Raw genomic sequence first — 2,062 nt, 5'->3', positions numbered from 1 at the left:
CCCTTAGCCCATGCGCAAGCCGCCGCGCTAAATCAAATGGTCCGGCAGGGCTGCGCAGGGCCGGGAAGGGTCGTGTGCCCTCAAATTGAAGCACCCGGCATGATGCATGGATCCCGTTTTTGTGCATTTCCTTGCCCTATTGCGATGTTGTGAGGTGTTTTGATTATTTATGATGTTGACAGCCTTGCCATGCTGCCGTCAATATCCCTCATAAGGGCCGTGGAGGAAACGTGGCCCTGAGGGAGGAGTTTCAATGTCTGACTTGATCCGCATCTCGCGGCGCCGGCTGCTGGCATCCGGAGGAAAGGCGGCTGTGATCATGGCCGCCGCTGGTATCGCACCCCAATTCATTCGTCCCGGCCGCGCCTATGCGGCCGACGCGCTGGCGCCAGGCATGATCGGCGGCCCGACGGGCTTCGATGGAGCCGAGCGCTACCAGTATGGCGCCGACACGCCGGAAGGCCGCGCCATCGAGGCGGCCAAGGCGCTGAAGGGCGCCGGCAAGGCGCCCGCCAAGATCGTGCTCGGCCTGTCCGACGGCTCGATCGGCCAGCTCACGCAGCCGTTCCCGGCCGGTGCGCCGTCGATCAAGGAGCTGTGGGAAAAGGAAACCGGCATCGCGATCGAAATCGTCGGTTTGCCGAACGGCCAGGAATTCACCAAGACGATGCAGGACATCTCCACCAAGGGTGGGGCCTACGACATCTATTCGACCGAATGGAACCGCCTCGGCGACCTCGCCGAAACCGGCGGCATCGCCAAGCTCGATGACTTTGTCGCGCAGCACAAGCCCGAATGGGACGATCCCGTCAGCGGTTATGTCAACGGCGCCAAGGGCGTGTCGCTGCTCAACAAATACCGCGGCTCCAACTATGGCGTATCGCTGGATGGCGACTTCCAGACCTGGGTCTACCGCACCGATTTGTTCGGCGACGAAGCCGAGAAGAAGGCCTTCAAGGACAAATACGGCTACGATCTGGCGCCGCCGAAGACCTGGAAGCAGCATGGCGACATCGCCGCCTTCTTCCAGCGACCGGACAAGGGCCTGTTCGGCTCGACCGACCTGCGCAACCAGGGTTGGGGCTATACCAATTGGTACCAGCGCTATGTCTCGATGGCTTCGCCCAACCAATTCCTGTTTGGCGATGACGGCAAGCCGATGATCAATTCCGAGCAAGGCATCGCCGCCACCAACGAATATGTCGCTTCGCTCGCACATCATTCGCCGGATGCGATCTCCTGGGGCTGGCCGGAGCAATACGGCAACTTCGCCAAGGGTGGTGCGGCGATGACCTGCGCCTTCTCCAACCTGCCGAAATTCCTCGACAATGCCGGCAACAAGGATTCGGCCGTCACCGGCAAGATCGGCTCGATGCTGCCGCCAGGCCGCGAGATCGACGGCAAGCTGATCAGCCGTTCCGTGCTGTGGTTCTCGCTGACCGGCATGGTTTCGTCGCAGTCGAAGAACCAGGAGGTTGCCTATCTCCTGCTGCAATGGCTGGGCTCGGCCCGTATCTACGCCTGGATGAGTGCCAATCCCGGCGGTTATCTGGACCCGTTCCGGCTTTCGGACTTCTCCGATCCGCTGGTGCGCCAGACCTATCATGCCTACCACATGGACGTCGTGCGCGAGACGGTGGCGCGCACCGTGCCGACCATCAACTATCCCGGCGCGACAGCCTTCCACAATGCGCTCGACGAGAACCTCATGGCGGCGCTGACCAAGGCCAAGACATCCGAGCAGGCGATGGCCGATACCGAGGCGGAGTGGAAGAAGATCGTGCGGCGCACCGGCGAGGACAAACTGCTCGAAGCCATCAAGACCAACAAGGAGGCCTGGCCGACAGTTCTCGACCCGATCGTCTGATCCATCTCCCTGGATCACATCGAAGGAGGGGAGGAGCCTGCTTTTCCCCTCCGCCCACAGCGCCACCAGCAAAGCCGCCAGATGAAGCGTTCCGTTCCTTTCCTGATATTCCGCTATGCCGCGATCTTCGCGGCCATGGCGGTGACGCTGGTGCCGATCCTGTGGATGGTATCGATGGCGTTCAAGCCGATCGCC

1 protein-coding gene is annotated in these 2,062 nt (G+C 61.8%); it reads left to right on the top strand.

Translation table 11 applies throughout. The annotated features are described in order from the left end of the window. Positions 1-253: 253 nt before the first annotated feature. Positions 254-1,867, top strand: coding sequence for an extracellular solute-binding protein (locus tag EOA22_RS31625; RefSeq protein WP_063168542.1), 1,614 nt, complete (start codon positions 254-256; stop codon positions 1,865-1,867). Positions 1,868-2,062: the final 195 nt, after the last annotated feature.

The sequence above is a fragment of the Mesorhizobium sp. M7A.F.Ca.US.014.04.1.1 genome, from assembly GCF_003998745.1.
Classification (GTDB): domain Bacteria; phylum Pseudomonadota; class Alphaproteobacteria; order Rhizobiales; family Rhizobiaceae; genus Mesorhizobium; species Mesorhizobium ciceri.
This window is presented reverse-complemented; position numbering and strand designations above follow the sequence as displayed.

Bases quoted from the DNA above. Each gene is read 5' to 3' on its own strand.
- EOA22_RS31625 (WP_063168542.1), top strand. From the start codon at position 254: ATGTCTGACTTGATCCGCATCTCGCGGCGCCGGCTGCTGGCATCCGGA.